This window comes from Variovorax boronicumulans, from assembly GCF_040544675.1.
In the GTDB taxonomy this organism is placed as follows: Bacteria; Pseudomonadota; Gammaproteobacteria; order Burkholderiales; family Burkholderiaceae_C; genus Variovorax; species Variovorax boronicumulans_D.
Genome location: NZ_JBEPKK010000023.1, coordinates 15,169 through 32,913, shown reverse-complemented (window position 1 = coordinate 32,913; position 17,745 = coordinate 15,169). Strand labels below are relative to the sequence as shown.

At 64.0% G+C, this 17,745-nt stretch carries 24 protein-coding genes and 2 tRNA genes; 22 read left to right on the top strand and 4 right to left on the bottom strand.

Going from position 1 to position 17,745, the window contains the following annotated elements; all coding sequences use genetic code 11:
• Positions 1 to 99: 99 nt before the first annotated feature.
• The 9 genes from ABIC90_RS26225 to greB all read left to right on the top strand — a co-directional run bounded on the left by ABIC90_RS26225 (position 100) and on the right by greB (position 4,887).
• The gene (locus tag ABIC90_RS26225; protein WP_354359469.1) at positions 100 to 798 is read left to right on the top strand and encodes a hypothetical protein; all 699 of its coding nucleotides are present in this window, start codon (positions 100 to 102) and stop codon (positions 796 to 798) included.
• Positions 795 to 1,337: a GTP-binding protein gene (locus ABIC90_RS26220; RefSeq protein WP_354359467.1), complete on the top strand. Its 543-nt coding sequence runs from the start codon at positions 795 to 797 to the stop codon at positions 1,335 to 1,337. Before ABIC90_RS26225 ends, ABIC90_RS26220 begins: the two co-directional genes overlap by 4 nt.
• A complete protein-coding gene (locus ABIC90_RS26215) occupies positions 1,334 to 1,729 on the top strand; it encodes a roadblock/LC7 domain-containing protein (RefSeq protein WP_354359465.1) in 396 nt (131 codons plus the stop codon). The genes ABIC90_RS26220 and ABIC90_RS26215 overlap by 4 nt, the downstream gene beginning before the upstream one ends.
• A gap of 56 nt (positions 1,730 to 1,785) precedes the next feature.
• Positions 1,786 to 2,145 (top strand): hypothetical protein, encoded by a 360-nt coding sequence (locus tag ABIC90_RS26210; RefSeq protein ID WP_354359463.1) that lies wholly within the window; start codon positions 1,786 to 1,788, stop codon positions 2,143 to 2,145.
• Positions 2,146 to 2,193: 48 nt separating this feature from the next.
• Positions 2,194 to 2,697 (top strand): ABC transporter substrate-binding protein, encoded by a 504-nt coding sequence (locus ABIC90_RS26205; RefSeq protein WP_354359461.1) that lies wholly within the window; start codon positions 2,194 to 2,196, stop codon positions 2,695 to 2,697.
• 196 nt (positions 2,698 to 2,893) lie between these two features.
• Positions 2,894 to 2,970, top strand: a tRNA-Arg gene (locus ABIC90_RS26200).
• Positions 2,971 to 3,151: 181 nt separating this feature from the next.
• Complete coding sequence (locus tag ABIC90_RS26195; protein WP_354359459.1) at positions 3,152 to 3,592, top strand: hypothetical protein; 441 nt, start codon at positions 3,152 to 3,154, stop codon at positions 3,590 to 3,592.
• Positions 3,593 to 3,634: 42 nt separating this feature from the next.
• Positions 3,635 to 4,072: a helix-turn-helix domain-containing protein gene (locus ABIC90_RS26190; protein WP_354359457.1), complete on the top strand. Its 438-nt coding sequence runs from the start codon at positions 3,635 to 3,637 to the stop codon at positions 4,070 to 4,072.
• 236 nt (positions 4,073 to 4,308) lie between these two features.
• Positions 4,309 to 4,887 carry a transcription elongation factor GreB gene (greB, locus tag ABIC90_RS26185; RefSeq protein WP_354359493.1) on the top strand — a complete coding sequence of 193 codons (579 nt, stop codon included), beginning with the start codon at positions 4,309 to 4,311 and terminating at the stop codon, positions 4,885 to 4,887.
• A gap of 33 nt (positions 4,888 to 4,920) precedes the next feature.
• Here greB and ABIC90_RS26180 read toward each other — a convergent pair whose 3' ends face one another.
• From ABIC90_RS26180 to ABIC90_RS26165, 4 genes are all read right to left on the bottom strand, one after another.
• A complete protein-coding gene (locus tag ABIC90_RS26180; RefSeq protein ID WP_354359455.1) occupies positions 4,921 to 7,176 on the bottom strand; it encodes a RelA/SpoT family protein in 2,256 nt (751 codons plus the stop codon).
• A gap of 93 nt (positions 7,177 to 7,269) precedes the next feature.
• The gene (gene rpoZ / locus ABIC90_RS26175; RefSeq protein WP_021009011.1) at positions 7,270 to 7,473 is read right to left on the bottom strand and encodes a DNA-directed RNA polymerase subunit omega; all 204 of its coding nucleotides are present in this window, start codon (positions 7,471 to 7,473) and stop codon (positions 7,270 to 7,272) included.
• Positions 7,474 to 7,504: 31 nt separating this feature from the next.
• Complete coding sequence (gene gmk / locus ABIC90_RS26170) at positions 7,505 to 8,125, bottom strand: guanylate kinase (RefSeq protein WP_013543329.1); 621 nt, start codon at positions 8,123 to 8,125, stop codon at positions 7,505 to 7,507.
• 14 nt (positions 8,126 to 8,139) lie between these two features.
• Positions 8,140 to 9,063, bottom strand: coding sequence for a YicC/YloC family endoribonuclease (locus ABIC90_RS26165; protein ID WP_354359452.1), 924 nt, complete (start codon positions 9,061 to 9,063; stop codon positions 8,140 to 8,142).
• Positions 9,064 to 9,154: 91 nt separating this feature from the next.
• Between ABIC90_RS26165 and ABIC90_RS26160 the strand changes: the two genes are divergently transcribed.
• The 13 genes from ABIC90_RS26160 (at position 9,155) to ABIC90_RS26100 (ending at position 17,722) form a co-directional block, all read left to right on the top strand.
• On the top strand, positions 9,155 to 10,162 hold the full coding sequence (locus tag ABIC90_RS26160; protein ID WP_354359450.1) for a serine/threonine protein kinase: 1,008 nt from the start codon (positions 9,155 to 9,157) through the stop codon (positions 10,160 to 10,162).
• Between the two features lies 1 nt (position 10,163).
• Positions 10,164 to 11,069, top strand: a complete 906-nt coding sequence (locus ABIC90_RS26155) for a PP2C family protein-serine/threonine phosphatase (RefSeq protein WP_354359448.1) — start codon at positions 10,164 to 10,166, stop codon at positions 11,067 to 11,069.
• A 148-nt stretch (positions 11,070 to 11,217) separates the two neighbouring features.
• On the top strand, positions 11,218 to 11,949 hold the full coding sequence (gene rph, locus ABIC90_RS26150) for a ribonuclease PH (RefSeq protein ID WP_354359446.1): 732 nt from the start codon (positions 11,218 to 11,220) through the stop codon (positions 11,947 to 11,949).
• A gap of 58 nt (positions 11,950 to 12,007) precedes the next feature.
• Positions 12,008 to 12,607 carry a non-canonical purine NTP pyrophosphatase gene (locus ABIC90_RS26145; protein WP_354359444.1) on the top strand — a complete coding sequence of 200 codons (600 nt, stop codon included), beginning with the start codon at positions 12,008 to 12,010 and terminating at the stop codon, positions 12,605 to 12,607.
• A 3-nt stretch (positions 12,608 to 12,610) separates the two neighbouring features.
• Positions 12,611 to 13,873, top strand: coding sequence for a radical SAM family heme chaperone HemW (gene hemW, locus ABIC90_RS26140; RefSeq protein ID WP_354359442.1), 1,263 nt, complete (start codon positions 12,611 to 12,613; stop codon positions 13,871 to 13,873).
• Between the two features lie 32 nt (positions 13,874 to 13,905).
• A tRNA-Ser gene (locus ABIC90_RS26135) sits at positions 13,906 to 13,990 on the top strand.
• Positions 13,991 to 14,135: 145 nt separating this feature from the next.
• Positions 14,136 to 15,362 carry a tyrosine-type recombinase/integrase gene (locus ABIC90_RS26130; protein ID WP_354359440.1) on the top strand — a complete coding sequence of 409 codons (1,227 nt, stop codon included), beginning with the start codon at positions 14,136 to 14,138 and terminating at the stop codon, positions 15,360 to 15,362.
• A 131-nt stretch (positions 15,363 to 15,493) separates the two neighbouring features.
• A complete protein-coding gene (locus ABIC90_RS26125; protein WP_354359438.1) occupies positions 15,494 to 16,078 on the top strand; it encodes a hypothetical protein in 585 nt (194 codons plus the stop codon).
• Entirely contained in the window at positions 16,041 to 16,415 is a 375-nt protein-coding gene (locus tag ABIC90_RS26120; protein WP_354359436.1) for a hypothetical protein, read from the top strand. Before ABIC90_RS26125 ends, ABIC90_RS26120 begins: the two co-directional genes overlap by 38 nt.
• Before the next feature lie 104 nt (positions 16,416 to 16,519).
• Positions 16,520 to 16,696, top strand: coding sequence for a hypothetical protein (locus ABIC90_RS26115; protein ID WP_354359434.1), 177 nt, complete (start codon positions 16,520 to 16,522; stop codon positions 16,694 to 16,696).
• A gap of 133 nt (positions 16,697 to 16,829) precedes the next feature.
• On the top strand, positions 16,830 to 17,138 hold the full coding sequence (locus ABIC90_RS26110; protein ID WP_354359432.1) for a hypothetical protein: 309 nt from the start codon (positions 16,830 to 16,832) through the stop codon (positions 17,136 to 17,138).
• A complete protein-coding gene (locus ABIC90_RS26105) occupies positions 17,131 to 17,469 on the top strand; it encodes a hypothetical protein (RefSeq protein WP_354359430.1) in 339 nt (112 codons plus the stop codon). Before ABIC90_RS26110 ends, ABIC90_RS26105 begins: the two co-directional genes overlap by 8 nt.
• The gene (locus ABIC90_RS26100) at positions 17,462 to 17,722 is read left to right on the top strand and encodes a hypothetical protein (RefSeq protein WP_354359428.1); all 261 of its coding nucleotides are present in this window, start codon (positions 17,462 to 17,464) and stop codon (positions 17,720 to 17,722) included. Before ABIC90_RS26105 ends, ABIC90_RS26100 begins: the two co-directional genes overlap by 8 nt.
• Positions 17,723 to 17,745: the final 23 nt, after the last annotated feature.

Genomic DNA, 17,745 nt, shown 5'->3' with positions numbered 1-17,745 from the left:
CGCCCATCGTGGCTTTCTCCAGCCTGCAGCGCCTGTTGAACTGGTGCGAAGTGCCGATGGTGAACCGATGCAAAACCTCGATGTTCAAGGAGGCATCACATGTCCGCTCTGAGGATCGGTGTCTACAGGCTGCCGGCGCCCGAAGTGGCCGTGATCCGGACCATCGTCCGGCTGTATGCGAACGATGTCGCCTTTCCATGGGTTCCGGTCAACTTTCCACCCTACGACGCATTGCTTGTCGACGAGAGTGCGACCCTGGACGAGCGTGCCGAGTTCTCCCGCACGGCCAAGGCCGTGCTCACGCTCACGCGCAGGAATTCGGGCAACCGGCCCCATACGCTGGAGCGGCCGATACGTGCCGACAAGCTGCAGCAGTGGCTCAAAAGCACCGAGCGCGCCTTGCTGGCGGCGCCGGCCGCACGGTCGGGCGGGGAGGCGCAGGCTGCCCTGGAAATCGAGGTTTCCAATGCGGTGCGCTTCACGCTGCGCCGCTGGCCCTCGGCCCTGCTGTTGCGCAACGACCCCGACAAGGTGCGGATGGCCAGCCTGCTGGCGCGCCGCGCGTTGAGCGCGGTCGAGCTGGCCGAGCTTGGCCAGCTCCCGCTGTCCCAGTGCGTCACTTTTCTGCAGATGCTGCGCTCGGCGGGCGTGCTGGAACTGCATGTGGCACCGGTTGCCGCAAGCGCGCGTTCAGACCTGCCGTATGCACAGGGACATTCCGCACCGGCGCGAAGCGAATTCGCGCGAAGCCTCATCACCGGCATCCGGCGTCGGCTGGGCCTGGGAGTCGTGCCATGAGGGAATACAAAATTCTCTTCACCGGCACCGTGGGCGCCGGCAAGACCACGGCGATCGGGTGCGTGAGCGATGCGGCGCCGGTGGTCACCGACGTGCGCAACTCCGATGTGTCGATCGACAAGGAGCGCACCACCGTGGGCCTGGACTTCGGCCAGCTCACGCTGGACAACGGCGACCGCCTCCGCTTGTTCGGCACGCCCGGGCAGGCGCGCTTCGACTTCCTCTGGAAGATTCTGGTGCGCAACGCGCTGGGCGTGATCGTGCTGATGGACAACTCGCGGCCCGATCCGCTGGCGGACCTGGCCGTCTACCTGGACGGTTTCTCCGAAGCGCTCAAGACGATCCCTTGCGCCATCGGTGTGGGGCGGATGGAGACGCATCCGGTGCCAGGCCTGGATGACTACGCGGAAGCGCTTGCCGCAAAAGGCCGGGTGTTTCCGATTCTTGGCGTGGACGTGCGAAACAGGGGCGACGTGATCCTGTTGATCGACACGCTGTTGATGCAACTGGAAGCCGACATGGGGAGAGACAAAGAGTGAGCGATCGACAAGAACTTTCCCGGACCGCAGCCGCGCACGCGCAGCGTGAGGCGCGCAAGCTGGTCGACGAACTGGGGGGCGTGACGGCCGCGGTGGTCGCGACCATCGACGGTTTCAATGTGGCTTCGGCCGTTGTCGGCGATGCGGACCCCGTTCGCGTGGCGGCGATGGCCAGCTCCATCGTGGCCATCAGCAGCGTGGTTTCCGAGGAGGCCCGCCTGGGCCGCCACAAGAGCGTGATAGTGCAGACGGAGTCGGGCTTCGCAGTCTTCTGCAGCGTGTACCGGCGCGACGTCGAGCTCGTCATCAACGTGCTTGCCAAGGACTCGGCCGTGCTGGCGCTGGTCGTCTATCGGGTCACCCACCTCGCCAGGACCCTCACCGACGCATGACTCACCGAGGCAGCAAGGCCTCATTTTTTTGTACGTTTTTTTTACTGGAGAACAAGTTGGCATCCATCAAGCAAACCCTGGAAGACATCCTGACCATCGACGGCGCCATGTGCGCGGCGGTGGTCGATTCGAGCAGCGGCATGATCCTTGGCAGCGCGGGCACCGGCGTGGACATGGAGATCGCGGCAGCCGGCAACACGGAGGTTGTGCGCGCCAAGCTCAAGACCATGCGCTCCCTGGGCCTGAACGACGTGATCGAGGACATGCTGATCACGCTCGGCAAGCACTATCACATCATCCGCCCCTCGGCCACCAAGGAGGGCGTGTTCATCTACGTGGTGCTGGACAAGCTGCGTGCCAATCTTGCCCTCGGCCGCCGCAAGACGCAGGACGCCGACAAGCAGATGCAGTTTTGAAGCCGGGCACGCGAATCACGCGAAGCGTCTCTTCACAAAGATAGCGACATGCGCCTTTCTCGTTCGGTTCTGCTCGGCGCCGTGGCATTCGCGGCCGTGGCTGCGAGTGCACGCGCCAAGTCCGAGTCTTGCGAGGACATCTCGGAAAAACAGGTTGCTGCCCTGTTCGATCGCTGGAACGCCTCGTTGCAGACGGGCGATCCCACGAAGGTCGTGGCCAACTACGCTGCCGTGTCGATCCTCCTGCCGACCTTGTCCAACAAGCCTCGGCTGACCGCCCAGGAGAAGGAGGCTTGCTTCAAATACTTCCTGGAACGCAAGCCGGCAGGCTCGGTCGACAGCATGGAGGGATTCCTGGCGGCCAAGGCTCTGGTCGAGGGCCTGCGCCGCACCGGGCGCGATCCCACGCGCGCAAGGCTGGCGGCGGCGCTGGAAACGCTGCGCAACTGGGATACCGGAGGCTTGGTGTTGTCCCTCATTCCGGAAGATCACAACGGCTCCTGTTTCGTGGAGATGACCATGATCGGCGCGGGCGGGCGCTTCGTTCATTGAGGCTGAACAGGCCCTGGGAAAGTCTGTCCCGAGACAGGCAGACTGGTGCTTGATTCGGGCTTGCACAAGTCTGGCCTTCGTTGCGTAAAGCACGGCAGGCAGAGCGGCTCGCGGTCGTCCCGTTTCGCGTGCCGTTCGAACATCGTGGATGCAGGCGAGTCCGAGGGCAAAACCGCATGCTATAATCGCAAGCTGTGCGGCTGTAGCTCAGTTGGATAGAGTACTTGGCTACGAACCAAGGGGTCGTGGGTTCAATTCCTGCCAGCCGCACCATTCTCTTAGAGGGTTAGGACATCAACGTGTCCTAACCCTTTTTCTTTTGGCTGAACGGATACCAGCAGGTCGACCGCGAACGCTCGCCTGTCCGTCCTCCGACTGGCTGTACGAGCGACCGGCTGCAAGCGCCGGTGTCGGAGGCTAAAGTCCCCTTGTTCAGAAACGAAGGAGGGCGATCATGCGTATTCCAGCGACGCGACTCGTTGGCCAACTGCTCCTGCTGGTGTCGGCGACCGGTGCGGCCTCCGCGGCCACGATCACCTGCGTTCCCGGTCCGGTCGGTGGCACTGCGCCATTCAACTGGGTCCGCAGGATCTCCATCGACGAGCATTCGAGAACCGTCAACATGGACATCGTGCGTTCCAGGACGAAGGACACGGAAACCATGGGCAAGATGCGCGCCGAACTGGTGAGCATGGACGACTCCTCCGGCGACCCCGTCTACGTCTTCAATTCCATCCCGACGCTCGGAACCGAAGTGACCCATCTCTTCAAGCTTTTCAAGGCCGGGGATTGGCGTCTCATCAGCGCTGGTGTGACATTTGTGAACAAGACCCCCGCGCTGCGAGCCATCGAACCGGGCATAGTTTTCGATTGCAAACGATCGGACATGGGGTGATCGGCCGACATCGCATGGCGGCGAGTTAGGCACAATGCCGGCATGCCAAACATCGCATCGATCCTGAAAGCAGAAATCTCGCGTGTGGCCCGAAAAGAGGTTCGCGCCGAAATCGAGGCACTCAAGAGGACGTCGACCCAGCACCGTTCTTCGATTGCCGCCTTGCGCCGGCAAGTCAGTGCGCTCGAAAAGGAATTGCGGCGCACTGCCAAGGGCGCCGGTCGTCGCGCTTCGACACAAGAGCCTGCCGCGGAAGAAGAAGGCCTCAAGCGCCGATTCAGCGCAAAGCGCCTGGCTGCGCACCGCGTCAAGCTGGGTATTTCGGCGGCGGCCTACGGCAAGCTCGTGGGCGTTTCCGGCCAGACGATCTATCACTGGGAGCAGGGCAAGGCCCGCCCGCGGGCAGCGCAACTCGAAAGCCTCGCTTCCGTGCGAAACCTCGGCGCCCGGGAAGCCTCCGCCCTGTTGGACGCCGGCTGACAAGCCCAAAAAAAGGCCCGCAAGGGGCGGGCTGAAAGCCACGTTTGCGCGCGGCCGGAGGGAGGGCCTGCAGCCCAGGAAGAGCAGCAGGCATTGCCATCATGTTGGATGAATTGGGAGACTTCTGGGAGCAAACCTCCAGAGCCGATTCCCGCTCCCCGATTGCTGCATGCAGCGCTTGGCTCGCACCATCTGCCACGCGTGCGGTTTGCATTTCTTATTCAGAGGGTTCTTCGTTGAACAAGGCATTCACCAAGGAAACCGATACCGACGGTGACGACGACGGCACAGAAGGCGCGCCGCCGCCGCTGCCTGCGGGCAGCAAGAACTACATCACGCCGGAAGGCTATGCGCGTCTGCGCGACGAACTGCTTCAACTGATGGACGAAGAGCGGCCAAAAGTGGTGGAAGCCGTCCATTGGGCCGCCAAGAACGGCGACCGCTCCGAGAACGGCGACTACCTCTACGGCAAGAAGCGCCTGCGCGAGATCGACCGGCGCATCCGCTTTCTTACCAAGCGGCTTGAAATCGCCGAAATCACCGATCCCTCGGTGCACCACGGCAGCGACCAGGTCTTCTTCGGCGCCACGGTGCGCTATGTCGACGAGACGGGCGAGGACGAGCGCAGCATCACCATTCTGGGCATCGACGAGGCGGACAGCTCGCAGGCGCAGGTCAGCTGGATTTCGCCGATTGCCCGTGCGCTGCTCAAGTCACGCGAGGGCGATGTGGTGAAGCTGGTAACGCCAGGGGGGGCGCATGAGGTGGAGATACTGTCGGTGAGTTATCCGGCACCGCGTCCGGTCGCGGACTGAAGGGCTGGCCGCCGGACGGCGGCCTTCAATTCATCAGGGCGCCGGCACCGTCCGCGCAGCGGTCAATACCGACGCGGTCCGGCGTGCAGCGCGCAGCACGGCATCGAGGTGCGCGCGGTCGCGCACGGCAATCACGAAGCGCAGGTCGGTGGAGTCCTGCGGGGTTTCGTCCGCCATTTCCACATGCGTGATGTCGGCTTCGGCATCCGCCAGCGTGGCGGCCACGCGTGCCAGCACGCCCTTGTCGTTGCGCACGGTGATCACGACGCCGGTTTCGAAGGCGCGTGTCGGTTCGTCCGCCCATTCGACGGCGAAGAAGCGCTCGCTGTCCTTGTGGCGCAGGCGCTGGCCAACGCCGCAATCCTCGGTGTGCACCACCAGGCCTTCGCCATGGCCGAGGTAGCCGACGATCGGGTCGCCCGGAATCGGCCGGCAGCACAGCGCAAAGCGCACGGACGAGTTCTCGCTGCCATCCAGCGTGACCGCGCCCTGCGACACGGTTTCGTGCGAGGTGAAGCGCTCGCGGCTCAGGAGCAGGGCGTCGGGCCGCTCGCCCAGTTCGGATAGCAGCGCCATCAGCCGCTTGGCGACGATGCTCGCGATGCGCTTGCCGAGGCCAATGTCGGTCAGCAGTTCGGCACGGGTGCGATTGCCGGTGAAGCGCAGCAGCTTCTCCCACATCGCCTGATGGTCGTCGTCCTCGTCGGGCAGCTTGCCGAGGCCTTCGGCGCGGAGGGCCTGTGCCAGCAGTTTTTCGCCCAGGCCTTCGGACTCGGCATGCGCCAGGGTCTTGAGGTAGTGACGAATCTTGGAGCGCGCACGGCCGGTTCGAACGAAGCCGAGCCAGGCCGGATTGGGCGTGGACACGGGCGCGGTGATTACCTCGACCACGTCGCCGTTCTTGAGCTCGGTGCGCAGGGGCACCTGGTCGCCGTTGATACGCGCGGCCGAGGTGTGGTCGCCGATGTTGCTGTGGATGGCGTAGGCAAAGTCGACCACCGTGGCGCCGCGCGGCAGCGCCATGATCTGGCTCTTTGGCGTGAAGACGTAGACGGCATCGGGGAAGAGGTCGACCTTGACGTGGTCCCAGAACTCCGCGGCATCGCGCGTCTCGTCCTGGATGTCGAGCAGCGACTGCAGCCACTTGGTGCCCAGCCTGTCGTTGCTTGCGCCGTTCGGCTCGGCCGCCTTGTAGAGCCAGTGCGCCGCCACGCCGGATTCGGCCACGACATGCATCGCCTCGGTGCGCAGCTGGAACTCGACGCTCACGCCGGCGGGCCCCACCAGCGTGGTGTGCAGCGACTGGTAGCCGTTGAGCTTGGCGATCGCGATGTGGTCCTTGAACTTGCCGGGCAGCGGCTTGTACATCTGGTGAAGGATGCCCAGGCCGGTGTAGCAGGCGATGACGTTCGGCACGATCAGCCGGAAGCCGTAGATGTCGGTCACCTGGGCAAAGCTCAGGTGTTTGTCTTCCATCTTGCGGTAGATGGAGTAGAGCGTTTTCTCGCGGCCCGCGATCCGCAGCGTCATGCCGGCGGACGAGAAGGCCGACTCGACCTCTTTCTGCACTTTCTGGATCAGGTCGCGGCGTCGTCCGCGCGCCTTGGCCACGGCCTTGGACAGCGTGGCGTAGCGCCAGGGCTTGAGGTGCCGGAACGACAGTTCCTGCAATTCGCGGTAGGTTTGGTTCAGGCCGAGCCGGTGCGCGATGGGCGCGTAGATCTCGAGCGTTTCGCGCGAGATCCGGGCCCACTTTTCGCGCGGCGCATCGGCCAGCGTGCGCATGTTGTGCGTGCGGTCGGCCAGCTTGACCAGGATGACGCGCACATCGCGCGCCATGGCCAGCAGCATCTTGCGGAAGGATTCGGCCTGGTTTTCTTCGCGGGTGTTGAACTGCAGCTTGTCGAGCTTGGTGAGCCCGTCGACCAGTTCGGCGACTGGGGCGCCGAAGCGCTCGATCAGTTCGGGCTTGGTCACGCCGCAGTCTTCGATGGCGTCGTGCAGGAGCGCCGCCATGAGCGCCTGTGCATCGAGCTTCCACTCGGCGCATTGCGCTGCCACTGCGATGGGGTGAGTGATGTAAGGCTCGCCGCTATTGCGCAACTGGCCCAGGTGGGCCTCGTCTGCGAAGCGATAGGCGCGGCGTACCAGCTCGGTGTCTTCCGGGCCCAGGTAGTCCAGGCGCGCGGTCAGTGCGGCAAAGCTTGCGGCGGCCGCGTTCAGCGCCGCCGGGCTCGGCTTCGGCACGCCCGAAGGGGCTTGGGACTGATGTTTGGCGACCGCACTCATGGCTACCACTTTAGCGTGACCGTTCCATGGACGCGTCCAGGCATAAAAAAAGCACCGCTTTGCGGTGCTTTTTCGTTGCAGGGCTGCGTCAGATCAGCCCGGCACCTTCTTGAGCATTTCGATGCCGATCTTGCCTTCCGCGATTTCGCGCAGGGCGGTCACGGCGGGCTTGTTCTTGCTCTCGATCTTGGGGGCGTGGCCCTGGCTCAGCATGCGCGCACGGTACGTGGCGGCCAGCACGAGCTGGAAGCGGTTCGGGATCTGAAGCAGACAGTCTTCGACGGTGATGCGGGCCATGATGAGTATCTTTCGGTCGGTGAGCAGGAGATCAGGGGATGTTCAGTGCGGCAAAGGTGTCGGCACGCGCACGGCGCTGTGCGGAATACCGGAGCCGCTGAGCGTGGACAATCGCCTTGAGATCAAAAAGCGCGCGCTCAAATAACTCGTTGATTATAACGAAGTCGAATTCCCCGGCCCTGGCCATCTCTTCGGCGGCATTTTTCAGCCGCAATTCGATGACAGAGGCGCTGTCTTCGCCGCGCCGCTCGAGCCGGGAGCGCAGTTCCTCCCAACTGGGAGGCAGGATGAAGATCATCACCGCGTTGGCGAAAGTCTTGCGGATCTGGAGCGCGCCCTGGAAGTCGATTTCGAGGATCACGTCGGCACCCTGGGCGATCCGCTCCTCGATGGCCTTCTTGGAGGTGCCGTACCGGTGGCCGTGCACATGGGCCCATTCCACGAAGCCGTCGGCCGCGATCAGCGCGTCGAACTCGGGCGGCGAGGCAAAGAAGTACTCGCGGCCGTGCTTTTCCTGCCCGCGCGGCGGCCGCGTGGTGTGCGAGACCGAGGGCTGCACCGCCGAGTCCAGCTCCATGAGCGCCTTGACCAGGCTCGATTTGCCGGCCCCGCTGGGCGCGGCGACCACGAAGATATTGCCGGGGTAGTCCATTCTTTCGCTCGTCGTCATTCGATGTTCTGGACCTGCTCGCGCATCTGCTCGATCAGGACCTTCATGTCCACGCCGATGCGCGTGAGTTCCAGGGCTGCCGATTTGGAGCCCAGGGTGTTGGCCTCGCGGTGCAGTTCCTGGATGAGGAAGTCGAGCCGCTTGCCGATCTCGCCGCCCTTCTTGAGGAGGCGCTCGATCTCGTCGAGGTGCGAATTCAGCCGGGTGAGTTCTTCCGCCACGTCGATGCGAATGGCGAAGGCCGTGGCCTCGGTCAGTGCCCGGTCCTGAGCGGCTTCGGGCAGCGTGCCGCCCGTGCCGGCGGTCAGGCCCATGGCTTCCTGCCAGCGCTCCAGGAAGCGGTTGCGCTGCTGTTCGACCAACTGAGGCACCAGCGGGCCGGCCTGCAGCACCAGGGTGCGCAGCTGGGCCAAGTGCGCCTCGAGCATCTTGGCGAGCCGGGCGCCTTCGCGCTGGCGGGCCGACATCAGCGCTTCGAGCGCCTTGCCGGCGACGTCGAGCAGGTCGGGGCCCCAGTCGCCGCGGGTGGCGCCGTCGCCGCCCGCGAGCCGCATCACGTCGGCCACGCTGAGCTCCCGTGCTCCGGGTAGCCAGGCCTTGATGCTGTCCTGCACCCCGTTGAGCCGCTGAAGCAGCTTGACGGAAGGCTCGACGACACCCGCCTGGGCGGTGTTCTCGATGGCCGCGCGCACCTCGACCTTGCCGCGCTTGAGCTTGCCGGTGAGCAACTCGCGCAGCGCCGTCTCATGCTGGCGCAGCTCCTCGGGCAACTTGAAGGTGAGGTCGAGGAAGCGGCTGTTGACCGAGCGGATTTCGACCCCGAGTCGACCCGCGGCGGAAGGCCGTGCTTCGGCTTCGGAGTGGCTGCCTGCGGACCCATTTTGGCCGCTGGCGTAGCCGGTCATGCTGTAAACTGGCATTGCGCCTCACTGTGGTTTTGCTTGCATGCACCGAGGCGTCGGTACAGCGTTCGCTTGCCGCACCATCGCCTTCGGGCGAAACTCCCGGATTATGTCAAAGGTCAAGCCTTCGCCCCTGTTGCCCGATACGGTCATTGGCGGTTACCGCGTCGTTCGCCGGCTTTCCGCCGGAGGTTTTGGCGTTGTCTATCTCGCCATCGACCCCAGCGGGCAGCAAGTGGCCATCAAGGAATACCTGCCTTCTTCGCTGGCCACCCGCGGGCCCGGCGAGCTGAATCCGCAGGTGCCGCCCGAGAAACTCTCCCTCTACCGGCTGGGGCTGAAGAGCTTCTTCGAAGAAGGCCGCTCCCTCGCGCAGATCTCGCATGCCTCGGTGGTCAGCGTGCTCAATTTCTTTCGCGAGAACGAAACCGTCTACATGGTCATGAACTACCTGGAGGGCGCGACCCTGCAGGACTTCGTGGTCACCGCGCGCGACCTGAAACGCCAGAAGGTGTTCCGCGAGTCGACCATCCGCTCGCTGTTCGACGAAATCCTGCGCGGGCTGCGCATCGTCCACCAGTACAAGATGCTGCACCTGGACATCAAGCCGGCCAACATCTTCGTCACCGACGACGACCGCGCCGTGCTCATCGACTTCGGCGCCGCGCGCGAAGTGCTCAGCAAGGAAGGCATCTTCATCCGCCCCATGTACACCCCGGGCTTCGCCGCCCCCGAGATGTACCGGCGCGACTCGTCGATGGGCCCGTGGACCGACATCTATGCCATCGGCGCCTGCATCTACGCCTGCATGCAGGGCTACCCGCCCAACGACGCCCCCAAACGCATCGAGAAAGACCGCCTGAGCCTGTCGCTGTCGCGGCTGCGCGGCGTGTACTCCGACAACCTGATCGAGGTGGTCGAGTGGTGCATGTCGCTGGATCCGCTCTCGCGTCCGCAGTCGGTGTTTGCGCTGCAAAAAGAACTCAGCCGCGAAGGCGATCGCCGCTACACGAAGCTCACCGTCGGCGAGAAGGTGCGCCTCTCGATCGACAACATCCGTTCTTTCGACAAGAAGAGCCTGCCTCGCGCAGCCGCCCCCACAACTCGCCCCGCATGACATGAAATTCTCAGTTTTCCAGGTCAGCCGCAAGGGCGGGCGCGTCAAGAACGAAGACCGCATGGGCTATTGCTACACGCGGGAGTCGGGCCTGTTCGTGTTGGCCGACGGCATGGGCGGCCACCCCGAAGGCGAGGTCGCGGCCCAGCTGGCCTTGCAGACCATCGCCGCGCTCTACCAGCGCGAAGCCCGCCCGACGGTGAAGGATGCCAAGTCCTTCCTGGCCGAATCGGCCATGGCGGCGCATCAGCAGATCATGCGGTATGCCAGCCACAAGGCCATGCTCGACACGCCGCGCACCACCGTCGTGGCGGCCTTGCTGCAGGGCACCACGGCCACCTGGATGCACTGCGGCGATTCGCGCCTGTACGTTGTGCGCGACGGCCGGTTGCTGGTTCGCACGCGCGATCACTCGCACGCCGAACGCCCGAGGCCCCACGGCTCGGACATGCCGGTCAACCGCAACCTGCTGCTCACCTGCCTGGGTTCGCCGACCACGCCGATGTTCGATATTTCGCCCCCGCTGACGCTGCAGCGCGGCGACCGCATCATGTTGTGCTCCGACGGCGTGTGGGGTGTGCTGGATGACGCGTTGATCGTCCACACGCTCTCGTCCGGCAAGCCCGTGTCCGATGCCGCCCCCGACCTCGCCGAAATGGCGCTGCGCAAGGGCGGCCCCCACAGCGACAACGTGACGCTGATCGCGCTGGAGTGGGAAATGTCCGAAACCTCCGGCGACGACCGCGGCATTTCCACCGAAACCATCGACGACGGCGTGTTCGCCTCGACCATCCAGGCCGGCATGCCGTCGGACAGCGAGATCGGCGACATGGACGAAGACGCCATCGAGCGCTCCATCGCCGAAATCAACGAAGCCATCCGCCGCTCCGCTGCCCGCAAGAGTTAGATGACCCCCAGTCTTCGCGCACTTCGTGTCGCTGCGCCAACCCCCTTCCAGGGGGCAACACCTGCGGCCCGGCAAAGCCGGTTCCGCGGTGTTCCCCGAACCTGCCGTTGAAGAGCGGCTGGTTTTTTTTCCTTTTCGAGTTTCAACAATGACTGCTTTCACACGAAGCGGCGGCCGTGCCGCCGACCAGCTGCGCCCGGTGCGCATGACCCGTGGTTTCACCATCCACGCCGAGGGCTCGGTGCTCATCGAGTTCGGCCAGACCCGCGTGCTGTGCACCGCCTCCGTCGAAGAGCGCGTGCCGCCGCACAAGAAGGGCAGCGGAGAAGGCTGGGTCACGGCCGAATACGGCATGCTGCCGCGCGCCACCCACACCCGCAGCAGCCGCGAGGCCGCCAAGGGCAAGCAGACCGGCCGCACGCAGGAAATCCAGCGCCTCATCGGCCGCTCGATGCGCGCCGTGTTCGACCTGGCCGCTCTGGGCGAGCGCACCATCCATCTCGACTGCGACGTGCTGCAGGCCGACGGCGGCACCCGCACCGCAGCCATCACCGGCGCCTTCGTGGCTGCCCAGGACGCAGTCAACAAGCTCCTGGCCGCCGGCACCCTCAAGGCCTCGCCGATCAAGGGCCACGTGGCCGCCATCTCGGTGGGCATCGTCGGCGGCACGCCGCTGCTGGACCTCGAATACACCGAAGACTCGGCCTGCGACACCGACATGAACGTCGTCATGACCGGCGCCGGCCACTTCGTCGAAGTGCAGGGCACGGCCGAGGGTGTGGCCTTCACGCGCGACGAAATGAACCTCCTGCTCGGCCTGGCCGAAAAGGGCATCGGCGAGCTCGTGACCCTGCAGCAGCAGGCCTTGCAGTCGAACTGAACATCTCCCCCAGCTACGACGCCCGCCATCCGGGCGCCACAGCCACTTTGAGCGATTCATGAAACTGGTTCTGGCTTCCAACAACGCAGGCAAGCTCGCCGAACTCCAGCAACTGTTTGCAGAACTGGCCGTCACCCTGGTGCCGCAATCGGCACTGGGCGTAGGCGAGGCCGAAGAACCGTTCCGCACCTTTGTAGAGAACGCGCTGGCCAAGGCGCGCCACGCGAGCGCGGCCTCCGGCCTGCCGGCCATTGCCGACGATGCCGGCCTGTGCGTCGATGCCTTCGGTGGCCTGCCGGGCGTGGACACAGCGTTCTACGCCACGCAGTTCGGCTACGCCAAGGGCGATGCCAACAACGTGAAAGCGCTGCTCGAACAGCTCGATGGCGTGGTCGACCGCCGCGCCGCGCTGGTCAGCACGCTGGTCGCGCTGCGCAGCCACGACGACCCCGAGCCGCTCATCGCCGTCGGCCGTGTCGTCGGCGAAATCGCGCAAGCGCCGGTGGGCGACAACGGCTTCGGCTTCGACCCCGTGATGTACCTGCCCGCCTTCGGCAAGACCTTTGCGCAGCTGTCGCCGGAAGTAAAGAACGCCAACAGCCACCGAGGCCGCGCCGCACAGGCCATGCTGGCGTTGATGCGCGAGCGCTGGCTGTAATCGATGGCCACTGTCTTCCCGATCCTGCAGGCGCAGCCCACGGGCGCGCCGCAGGCCAACGATGTGCTGCACTGGATGCGGCCCGGCCCGCTGCAGCTCTCGGCGCTGCCGCCGCTGTCGCTCTACATCCATCTGCCGTGGTGCCTGCGCAAGTGCCCCTACTGCGACTTCAATTCGCACGAGTGGCGCGCAACGACCGCGGCCGATGCAGAGGGCATTCCCGAGGCGGCCTACATCGACGCGCTCGTGGCCGACCTGGACGCCGCGCTGCCGCTGATTTGGGGTCGCACCGTCCACACCATCTTCATCGGCGGCGGCACGCCCAGCCTGTTCTCGCCGCAGGCCATCGACCGTTTGCTGGGCGATGTGCGCGCGCGACTGAAACTCGCGCCCGACTGCGAGATATCGCTCGAGGCCAACCCCGGCACTTTCGAACGCAACCGCTTCCGCGCGTATCGTGCGGCCGGTGTCACGCGCCTGTCGGTCGGCGTGCAGAGCTTCAATGACGAGCACCTGACAGCCCTGGGCCGCGTGCACGACCGCGCCCAGGCCATCGCCGCGGTGGAGGAGGCCGCGAGCGCCTTCGATACCTTCAACCTCGACCTGATGTACGCGCTGCCCGGCCAGACCCTCCAGCATCTGGAGGCCGACCTGTCGCAGGCCCTGGCGCTTGCGCCGCCGCACATCTCTGTTTATCACCTCACCATCGAGCCCAACACTTGGTTCGCAAAGTTTCCGCCGACGCTGCCCGAAGACGACATCGCCTACGCCATGCTCGACCGCATCACCGAGCGGACCGGCCAGAGCGGCATGTCGCGCTACGAGGTGTCGGCCTATGCGCGCGACGGGCATCAGTGCGCGCACAACCTCAATTACTGGCAGTTCGGCGATTACCTGGGCATCGGCGCCGGCGCGCACAGCAAGCTGAGTTTTGCCCACCGCATCGTGCGGCAGGTGCGCTATCGCGAGCCGCGCCTGTACATGGACAACGCGCGTGCCGGCGCGGCCGTGTCGCAGAGCGACGAGGTGGCGCTGGCCGATCTGCCGTTCGAGTTCATGCTCAACGCGCTGCGGCTGAAGGCGGGGTTCACGCTGCCGCAGTTCAGCGAGCGCACGGGGCTTGCGATGACGTCCATTCAACGCGGTCTCGAAGAGGCCGAGCGCAAAGGGCTCGTGGCGCGCGACCTGTTTCGGGTGTGGCCTACCGAGCGAGGCCTGGACTTTTTGAGCGACCTGCAGACGCTGTTCCTGCCCGATGACGATTGAGGTAGCGCCGTCGGCTTAAAATCGCCGGCTCCGGAGAGTTGGGTGAGTGGTTTAAACCAGCAGTCTTGAAAACTGCCGACGTGAAAGCGTCCGTGAGTTCGAATCTCACACTCTCCGCCGCTTGCGCATCCGGCAGATTCCAAAACCGTCCGAGTTTTGGCGCTTTTCAGAGGGGAAACCTCGAAAGCAGGCTCCGAAACAATCCAGCTTGATTCGTTCCAATCGCATAATCTTTGGTGGCAAGGATAGTGGAAAGGACGATATGCCTAAGAAAGCGGCAGAGCTTGGCGCCCTGGCGGTCAGCCGGCTGGTAAAGCCCGGGGCGCACGCCGTCGGCGGCGTCGCTGGCCTCAAGCTGAAAATCAATGACGCCGGGGCTCGATCCTGGGTGCTGCGTGCAACCGTGGCCGGCAAGATCCGCGATATGGGGCTCGGGGGCTTCCCCGACGTGAGCCTTGCGCAAGCCCGAGAACGGGCCAGGGCTGCGCGCGACAAGATCCACGCAGGGGAAGACCCCATCCATGCCCGCCAAGCGGCCCGCAGCGCCGTTGCGGCTGCCAGCGCCAAGGCTCGGACCTTCGAGCAGTGTGTCGACGCCTACCTGAAGGCCAAATCCGGCGAGTGGAAGAACGCCAAGCACCGCGCGCAGTGGAGCAGCACGCTCGACCTGTACGCAAAGCCGACGATCGGACAGATGCTCGTGCAGGACATCGAGCTATCGCATGTACTGACGGTGCTGGAGGCCATTTGGACCACGAAGACTGAAACCGCCTCCCGGCTGCGTGGCCGCATCGAGACCGTGCTGGACTGGGCGACCGTGCGCGGCTATCGCAAGGGCGAGAACCCGGCCCGCTGGCGTGGCCACCTCGACCAGCTTCTCGGCCGCCCGCGGAAGATCAAGAAGGTGACGCACCATCCGGCGCTCCAACTCGCTGACGTGGGCGCCTTCATGGCGGACTTGCGCCAGGTTGAAGGCATGAGCGCGCGAGCCCTTGAGCTTGCCGTGCTTACCGCCGCGCGATCCGGCGAAGTGCGCGGGGCTCGTTGGGATGAGATCGACCTGCAGGCCAAGCTCTGGACGGTGCCGGCGGAGCGCATGAAGGCGAAGAAAGAACACCGCGTGCCGCTGTCGAAGCAGGCGCTCAAGCTGCTGGAGGCAGTTCCGCGCATCGAAGGCTCTGAACTCGTGTTCCCGGGGCGCAAGCCGCTACAACCGCTCTCGGATATGTCCTTGAGCGCCTGCATGCGACGGATGGACTACAAGGATGCCAAGGGCAGGGTGTGTGTGCCTCACGGCTGCCGGAGCACGTTCCGGGACTGGGCTTCGGAGAAGACGACCTTCTCCGGCGAAATGGCAGAGATGGCGCTTGCGCACACGATCGACTCAGCGGTCGAGGCAGCCTACCGCCGCGGCGACATGCTGGCCAAGCGGCTCAAGATGATGCAGTCATGGGCCGACTTTTGCGACACGATCCCGAAGGCCGGTTAACTGTTATTGCCTAACTGCGCTCAATAAAGGTGAACTGTGGTCACGGCGGCGCTCGATACTCCGCTCTTCCGCCGCGTCGATTGCGCTTCGTGATCGACGTCAACTAGCTCGATAAAACCAAGGTGGGCAAATTGAAGCATGTGACCAGGTTGTGGACCGTGGAAGAAGTGGCTTTGTTGAAGGACATGCGCGGGCGAGTAGCCTCGCAAGACATCGCACACCTATTGGGGCGTACACGCGGCTCGATCAGGTGGATGTCGTATTTTCTGGGCATTCGGATTCGACCGAACCGCCGTTGGAGAGATGAGGAAGACACATTTCTGAGAGAAAAACATGGAGTCTTGTCCAATCAGCAAATTGCGGATCATCTCGGCCGGACAAAGCAAGCGATCAAGGGAAGAATCCGAGAGTTGCGCTTATCCCGGACCGTTGCACCTCGCCGATGGACGGAAACTGAGGACACCTATCTTTTGTTAGCTTGGCAGACGGACAAGCTCAGCGACATTGCGATAGCGCTGGACCGAACTATTTCGGCAGTCAGATTGCGTGCAAAGTTGGAGCACAAAATTCGCAGGTCACCGAGTTACTACATCAGCATTGGCCGCGCCCACCATCTCTTTCCCCAAGACCTGCGCGATTTGATAACCATCAACACAAGGCTTAAGAAAGGACTTATCGATGCCGAACATCGCCGATCTTCGGGCACTCCTCTTTGATGAACTTGAAGCGCTGAAAGGGAATCCGACGGATGCCGACATTGATCGGATCAGGCTCAAATGTGCGTTGGCCGATCGAGTGATCGACATCACGCGGCTCGAGGTGCAACTGTCTGCCATCATGAAAGGCTCGCTCGACGTTCCGTTCATCGAGACCCAAGCCGCTGAGCGTTCGAATAGTAATCTCGCGCAGCGCGGCTTGCCGCCACGCAGCGAAGACGATGCTGAGGCCCCACCGTCTGCTCCATTGAGCGCGATGGAGCGCGCCGCCCGAGTGCTCACTGGTGGTCCAAAGGCTGACCACCGCTGGCGCACGACGATCAAGCGTGATCGATAAGGAAGTCATCCGCTCTTGGGCTTCGGCGCAGGCATCTAGTCGATTAGGGTTTGCGATTACAAAATAGAACACAAAAGGAATACATAAGCGGCTACATTATTTCCATGGTGTTAGTTAAAAAAACCGAACGCAAGGCCGGCCGCCCAAGGCTGGAGGAGGGCGCCGACACGGTGCCTGTGACGCTGCGCATGACGGCTAAGCAGCGAGAGAAGCTGGCCAAACTGGGCGGTCCTGTATGGGTGCGAGAGCGCATCGACAAGGCCAAGCTACCGGAGGAATGAACGCCGCGCTGCAGGGCGTAAAGGTGCACCGGGTGCACCTTTAATCTGCAGCACTAAAAGGCGAGCCCGCGAAGGACGGCAATCCGACGCAGGCTCTAACCACAACGTGCAAACCTGGAAGGACGCACACATCATGGCTAAATCCGAGAATATCACTAGTCGCACTTTCAGCGACCTGTCGTGCAACGCCTACGAGGCATACAACATCGCCAGCCTCATGCTCTGGATCTGCGAGGCTCGAGCACTCATCGAGAGAGTGCGGATGCTCGCCGAAGTTGACCTCGAATTTCAGAAGCGCCTCACCGACCACAAAGTGGCATACGCCTCTGCCTGCTGGGATGGCGAAACTGCAGACGGCATGGAGTTGCTTCTTCTGAAGCACCGAAGCACCATCCGCGAAATCGCAGACACCGCCACACTCCTGGAGGCCGGCCATGACTGACCTTATTCAAATCGAAACGGTCGCTGTGTGCGCGGTCGGCTTGCAACTGGTGCAGGTGTCGGCATCGACCATTCCCGGTGAAATCGAAGCGGGCGACCTGCTGCGCATCGACTTCGATCAGCATGCGGTATCGAAGGATGGTTTCTACGTCCTGCAGCTGGGCGACTGGACCGGCGTGCGGCGCTTCGCTGACACCCTGGAAGGTCCGAAGGTACTGGACATCGACGAATGGCGCCCGCTGCCCGGTGGCGTGCAGATCATGGGCTACGTGGACAAGGTCTACACCGGCCGCGGGGCCGTCAACCGTGCGAGGGGGGTGCGCCATGGCTGAGCAGGTTCAACCCGTCGGCCCGCTGCTTCCGATGGCGCGCAGCGCGACCGAAGAGATTACCCTGCTCTCGCAGATGCTGCGGACCCACATCGCCGACAACTCCACCGACGTGGAAATCAGCCTGTTATCGCGTGGCATCCTGACCCGCATTGAAGCCCTGGCTAACGTGGCTTGGAGCGCGGTCATGCGATCGGATGAGGACCCCGAGGACGAGGCAACGCTGCTCCGTGAGCTCGGCGGCCGGATCATCTAACGTTCGCCTTTTTTTGCCGCGCC

What these genes read in the sequence shown, in the direction of transcription:
- ABIC90_RS26130 (WP_354359440.1), top strand. Translation starts at nt 14,136, where the DNA reads ATGCCTAAGAAAGCGGCAGAGCTTGGCGCCCTGGCGGTCAGCCGGCTG.
- ABIC90_RS26165 (WP_354359452.1), bottom strand. Translation starts at nt 9,063, where the DNA reads ATGCCAGTTTACAGCATGACCGGCTACGCCAGCGGCCAAAATGGGTCC.
- ABIC90_RS26225 (WP_354359469.1), top strand. Translation starts at nt 100, where the DNA reads ATGTCCGCTCTGAGGATCGGTGTCTACAGGCTGCCGGCGCCCGAAGTG.
- ABIC90_RS26105 (WP_354359430.1), top strand. Translation starts at nt 17,131, where the DNA reads ATGACTGACCTTATTCAAATCGAAACGGTCGCTGTGTGCGCGGTCGGC.
- ABIC90_RS26100 (WP_354359428.1), top strand. Translation starts at nt 17,462, where the DNA reads ATGGCTGAGCAGGTTCAACCCGTCGGCCCGCTGCTTCCGATGGCGCGC.
- ABIC90_RS26155 (WP_354359448.1), top strand. Translation starts at nt 10,164, where the DNA reads ATGAAATTCTCAGTTTTCCAGGTCAGCCGCAAGGGCGGGCGCGTCAAG.
- ABIC90_RS26145 (WP_354359444.1), top strand. Translation starts at nt 12,008, where the DNA reads ATGAAACTGGTTCTGGCTTCCAACAACGCAGGCAAGCTCGCCGAACTC.
- ABIC90_RS26195 (WP_354359459.1), top strand. Translation starts at nt 3,152, where the DNA reads ATGCGTATTCCAGCGACGCGACTCGTTGGCCAACTGCTCCTGCTGGTG.
- ABIC90_RS26205 (WP_354359461.1), top strand. Translation starts at nt 2,194, where the DNA reads ATGCGCCTTTCTCGTTCGGTTCTGCTCGGCGCCGTGGCATTCGCGGCC.
- ABIC90_RS26110 (WP_354359432.1), top strand. Translation starts at nt 16,830, where the DNA reads ATGGCTAAATCCGAGAATATCACTAGTCGCACTTTCAGCGACCTGTCG.
- ABIC90_RS26115 (WP_354359434.1), top strand. Translation starts at nt 16,520, where the DNA reads ATGGTGTTAGTTAAAAAAACCGAACGCAAGGCCGGCCGCCCAAGGCTG.
- ABIC90_RS26190 (WP_354359457.1), top strand. Translation starts at nt 3,635, where the DNA reads ATGCCAAACATCGCATCGATCCTGAAAGCAGAAATCTCGCGTGTGGCC.
- gmk (WP_013543329.1), bottom strand. Translation starts at nt 8,125, where the DNA reads ATGGACTACCCCGGCAATATCTTCGTGGTCGCCGCGCCCAGCGGGGCC.
- ABIC90_RS26160 (WP_354359450.1), top strand. Translation starts at nt 9,155, where the DNA reads ATGTCAAAGGTCAAGCCTTCGCCCCTGTTGCCCGATACGGTCATTGGC.
- rpoZ (WP_021009011.1), bottom strand. Translation starts at nt 7,473, where the DNA reads ATGGCCCGCATCACCGTCGAAGACTGTCTGCTTCAGATCCCGAACCGC.
- hemW (WP_354359442.1), top strand. Translation starts at nt 12,611, where the DNA reads ATGGCCACTGTCTTCCCGATCCTGCAGGCGCAGCCCACGGGCGCGCCG.
- rph (WP_354359446.1), top strand. Translation starts at nt 11,218, where the DNA reads ATGACTGCTTTCACACGAAGCGGCGGCCGTGCCGCCGACCAGCTGCGC.
- ABIC90_RS26120 (WP_354359436.1), top strand. Translation starts at nt 16,041, where the DNA reads ATGCCGAACATCGCCGATCTTCGGGCACTCCTCTTTGATGAACTTGAA.
- ABIC90_RS26220 (WP_354359467.1), top strand. Translation starts at nt 795, where the DNA reads ATGAGGGAATACAAAATTCTCTTCACCGGCACCGTGGGCGCCGGCAAG.
- ABIC90_RS26180 (WP_354359455.1), bottom strand. Translation starts at nt 7,176, where the DNA reads ATGAGTGCGGTCGCCAAACATCAGTCCCAAGCCCCTTCGGGCGTGCCG.